Here is a 4,438-nt window from a genome sequence, read left to right as displayed (position 1 = left end):
GACGCAGGAGAGGGCGAAATCGGCGATTTCATTGGCGGAGGGCAGCGGGCCACCGAGACCATTGGGGAGCACGAGGCTGGTGATCACCTGACCGCCCTGCTGCCAGATGCGCGGATCGGCGCGCAGCCGATCGATTGAGGCAGCATCGCCGACGACGCCAAAACGCTCGACCTGCAATTGGCCGCGCGAGAGCATGCGCGCCAGCTGGCGGTAAAGACCCAACCGCAGAACGAGAAGCAGGATCGGGGTCAGGAGCAGCCAGAGCCAGAAGGGCGCGCCGGGATTGAATGTCCAGTCCAAGAGCGTGGTGCCGACGAGTTCGGCCAGGACGGCAGCGGCAACCCAGCTGAAAACCGCATGCAGCGCAAAAGGCTGGCGGAGATCGGCATAGGTGAGGAACTTGCGGGCCGCGCGCGCGGCGAAGAGGCCATAGACAAGGCCCGCGGTCGCCGTCATGGCGAGCGCCACCGGGAGTGAATAGCCAAGGACAAGGAGAACGCTGGCAGTGGCGGCCACAAAGCCTTCGGTGGCCCCGAGGCTTGCCGCCATGATGCCACGGCTCGGCAGTCGGAAGCGCCGGCGCCGGCGTGCGTCCCGCTGTTCAACCAAAATGCTCATATCCGGCCGATCCGCCAAGGTAGTCCTGTCCCAGTAATTGCGCTTCGCGCCTTTGCGAAAGTGTTGCCGCAGGCGTGATGCACAGAAATTTCGTTCGTCATTGTCTTGCCGCGTATCCATCGGCGGTGCCCGAGCGCCTGCCCGCCCAGACCGCGAAGGTCACGAGGAACAGAACGACAAGTTGGGCGAAGTAAATGCGACCATCGCTCAGCGGAAAGACCACAAATTTTGCAGCAATGGCGAGCAGCGCCGCCATGAGCAGAACCTGCCGCCGGCGATCGGCAATGCCGGTTCCGAAGTAGAGCGCTCCCACTGCGGCGAGGCCAAGCGCATAGGCGGCGAGCCATGTATTGTCGAAGAGCGAACGGTAGATGTTGAAGCCAATCGCGGTGAGATAGACCACGGGCGAGAATTCGGGGTGGAAACCGACCATGGTGTCCTGGATCTGGTAGGTCGAGAACCACACATGGGGCCAATAACCGACGCTGTCGGTGGTCTGGCCGATGATAAGCCAGGCGCCAAGGCCAATGAGGAACGTCAGGGCAAAAACCAGCGTCGAGCGATCGCGCAGGAACCATGCGCAGGCCATCAGCACACCTGTCGTCGCGATCTGGTCGGGCCGCGTCAGGATGGTCAGGACCATCAGGGCCGAGCCCTGAACATCGCGCTTGCGCTCAAAGGACAGCAGCGAGGCAACCAGCAGCGCGTTGCCGAGGAAATCGGGCTGCTGCGTTGCGTAAAAGCCCGAGAACTGCAGCACGAAGAGGAGTGCGACGACGAGGGGAGCATAGCCCGAAAGCCGGGTTGCGCGCAGCCAGAGGCCGAGCGAGGTCGTCAGGATGAGGAGCGCGCCGATATTGATGGCATAGGTTGATCCATAGGCCCCGAAGATGGGCGTCAGCCATTTCATCAGGCTGATATAGAGCCACTTCATTTCATACATGCCGAGCATCGAGACAAAAGCATCGGGGTCAGCAAACTGGCGGAGGCGATAGCTCCCGGCTTCGGTCAGCTCGGCGAAGGCCTCGGGCGGCACGGCATCGCGGACGATGCCATAGGCATAGGCGTGAATGTCGGATGCGCTGGCCAGGGTGCCTTTTACGCTCGCCCCGAGATAGGCCAGCACATCCCAGTTGTAGACAGGGCGGAGGAAGGTCATCGCCACGCATACGGCAACGAAGCCGGTCAGCGTAGCGATCGAGAAAAGACCGGAATGGCGCCAGTAAAAATGGCGCAGGCCATAGAGAGCGCCGGCAACGGCGCCCTGCAATGTGCCTCGAAGGTCGCGCTTGCGATCGACTTCGCTGGTCATGGTCATCTCGGCCCGTCCTTTGCTTTTCTTCAGCTCACCTGAGCCTTGACGAAGTCGGTGACGATCTTGACCACGCCACGCGACATGACCTCGTCGAGCGCAGTGATGAACTCGTCGACATGCGCGCGTTCGCAGATCAGCGGTGGCTCGAGACGGATGACGTTGCGGTTGTATTCGGTGAAGGCCACCAGTACGCCATGGTCGCGCATGAGGTGGCTACCGATGAAGCCGGGGAGGGAGCCCTTGAGCTTGTCATCGAGCGCTGCCACCACCGGGCGCAACACGAGGGGTAGGGTCTGGGAAAAGTCGTGGAACTCGAGGCCAACCATCATGCCACGGCCGCGCACGTCCTTGAGCAGGGTTGGGTGTTTTGCCTGCAACCCGCGCAGCTTTTCCAAGAGGTAGTCGCCGGTTTCCGCGGCATTGTCGATCAGGCCCTCGTCATAAAGCACGTTGAGCGCTTCGATCGAGGTGATGGACGCTTCGCCGATCCCGCCGAAGGTTGCCATGGCGTGGATCATGGCGGTCTTTGACGTGCCATAGGCCTTCATATAGACGTCACGGCTGGCGATCATGGCGCCCACAGCGGCCTTGCCGCCACCGAGGGATTTGGCAAGGGCCGTCACGTCGGGCACGACGCCATAGTGTTCGAAGGCGTAGAACTTGCCGGTACGGCCAAAACCGCACTGCACTTCGTCGGCCACCCAGAGCACGCCATACTTGTCGCAAAGCGCGCGAAGTTTTGGCCAGAAATCGGCCTGGGCCTCGATGATGCCGCCGCCGCCCTGGACAGTTTCGAGCACGATGGTGCCAATAGCCGGATCTGATTTGAACGCCGCCTCGATGGCGTCAATGTCGCCGAAAGGGACGCGAACGGTATTGTCGGTTAGCTTGAACTGTCCGCGATAAAGCGCGCCGTCAGTGATCGACAGCACGCCCTTGGTTTTGCCGTGGAACGAGTTTTCCGCATAAACGATCTTGGGACGGTTTGGGCCTGCGGCGCGCTCGGCCACCTTGAGCGCGGCTTCCATGGCTTCGGAGCCCGACGAGCCCAGAAATACCATGTCGAGATCGCCCGGCGAGCAGGCGGCGAGGTTTGCCGCAAGCGCTGCCGCATATTGCGAGAGGAAAGCGATGGCGATTTCCTGGCGCTTCTCGTCGGCAAACTTCCGGCGCGCTTCGAGAATGCGCGGATGATTGTGGCCGAAGGCGAGCGAACCGAAACCGCCGAAGAAATCGAGAATCTTTCGGCCATTCTGGTCGAAATAGTACATGCCTTCGGCACGCTCGATCTTGATCTTGTGGAAGCCGAGCAGCTTCATGAAATGGAGCTGGCCGGGATTGATGTGCTCGACGAACAGTTCGTTCATCCGCTTGATGTCGAGCGCCTTGGCGTCTTCGACCGTCAGAAGATCAGGCTTTGCCGTCTTGGTGGCGCGCGCCGGGGCGTCGGACAGCTTCATCACACTGCTCATGGGCGTTCTCCTCACGCGGCCTTGGACTGGGGTGCGGATGCCGGCTCGGCGCCGGCGAGCTTCTTGCGATATTCGGTGTAGGCGGCGACGAGCATGTCCTCGTCGCGATATTGCGGGATCCAGCTCAGTTCACGTTCGCCCTTGGAGACGTCGAGAATGCACATCTCATCGGCGATCAGGTACTGCTCGGGGTCCATGATCGGCATGTTCATGAGATCGAGCAGATCAAGCGTGCGCTTGACCGCCCAACCCGGCGTCGGCACCAGCAACGACTTCGAGCCGGCGTGCTTGATCAGCTTGGTCAGCAGTTCGCGCGTCGTCGGGGGATTGAGCGAGCCGAGGTTGTAGACCTCGTTCGGCACACCGGCCGTGAACGCCGCGTGGGCGGCCGAGGCGCAATCGAAGACCGAGATGAACTGGTAGGGGTTCTTGCCCGAGCCGATCATCGGCACGGGCAGGTTGAGATCGATCAGCTTGAAGAGCTTTGCCAGGATCCCGAGACGCCCCGGGCCGATGATGAGGCGTGGACGAAAGAGGGAAATGTTCATGCCCTTTTCGCGCCAGTCGGCAGCCAGCAGCTCGGTCTTGTATTTGGAGAGCCCATATTCGCCGAGCGGGGCGCAGGGATGGTCCTCTTTCTGCGGCCAAGTATAGGTGTGGCCATAGACCATGTCGGTGGTGAAGTGGACGAGGCGATTGGCGCCGGCCTTGTCCATGGCGCGAATGATATTTTCCGTGCCGTAGTAATTCACCGGGAAGAAGAAATCGTGCCGCTTGGCCCGCACCTGGATGGGCGAGAGCATTTTGGCCGACAGATTATAGACCATGTCATCGGGCTTGATGCCGAGGTCGCGCACGGAGATCTCGCTCGTCACATCGGTCTTGACGAACTGGACGTCGCGATAGTGCGGCAGGTCCGACTTGACGATGTCGGCGACGATGACCTCGTGACCGTCCTTGAGAAGGCGCGGGGCCAGGTGTCTTCCGACAAAGCCATCACCACCGAAAATAATATGTCTCATCTGTCGTCCCG

At 61.3% G+C, this 4,438-nt stretch carries 4 protein-coding genes; all 4 read right to left on the bottom strand.

Features of this window, described 5'->3' with window-relative positions:
* Positions 1-618: hypothetical protein (locus J0I64_RS15190; protein WP_291409728.1), on the bottom strand; the 618-nt coding region annotated here is incomplete at its 3' end.
* A gap of 97 nt (positions 619-715) precedes the next feature.
* Positions 716-1,936 (bottom strand): hypothetical protein, encoded by a 1,221-nt coding sequence (locus J0I64_RS15185; protein WP_291409726.1) that lies wholly within the window; start codon positions 1,934-1,936, stop codon positions 716-718.
* 23 nt (positions 1,937-1,959) lie between these two features.
* Positions 1,960-3,405, bottom strand: coding sequence for an aspartate aminotransferase family protein (locus J0I64_RS15180; protein WP_291409724.1), 1,446 nt, complete (start codon positions 3,403-3,405; stop codon positions 1,960-1,962).
* An 11-nt stretch (positions 3,406-3,416) separates the two neighbouring features.
* Entirely contained in the window at positions 3,417-4,427 is a 1,011-nt protein-coding gene (locus tag J0I64_RS15175) for an NAD(P)-dependent oxidoreductase (RefSeq protein WP_291409722.1), read from the bottom strand.
* Between the last annotated feature and the right edge of the window lie 11 nt (positions 4,428-4,438).

Source organism: Devosia sp. (assembly GCF_017307565.1).
GTDB lineage: Bacteria > Pseudomonadota > Alphaproteobacteria > Rhizobiales > Devosiaceae > Devosia.
This window is presented reverse-complemented; position numbering and strand designations above follow the sequence as displayed.

What these genes read in the sequence shown, in the direction of transcription:
- J0I64_RS15175 (WP_291409722.1), bottom strand. Translation starts at nt 4,427, where the DNA reads ATGAGACATATTATTTTCGGTGGTGATGGCTTTGTCGGAAGACACCTG.
- J0I64_RS15180 (WP_291409724.1), bottom strand. Translation starts at nt 3,405, where the DNA reads ATGAGCAGTGTGATGAAGCTGTCCGACGCCCCGGCGCGCGCCACCAAG.
- J0I64_RS15185 (WP_291409726.1), bottom strand. Translation starts at nt 1,936, where the DNA reads ATGACCATGACCAGCGAAGTCGATCGCAAGCGCGACCTTCGAGGCACA.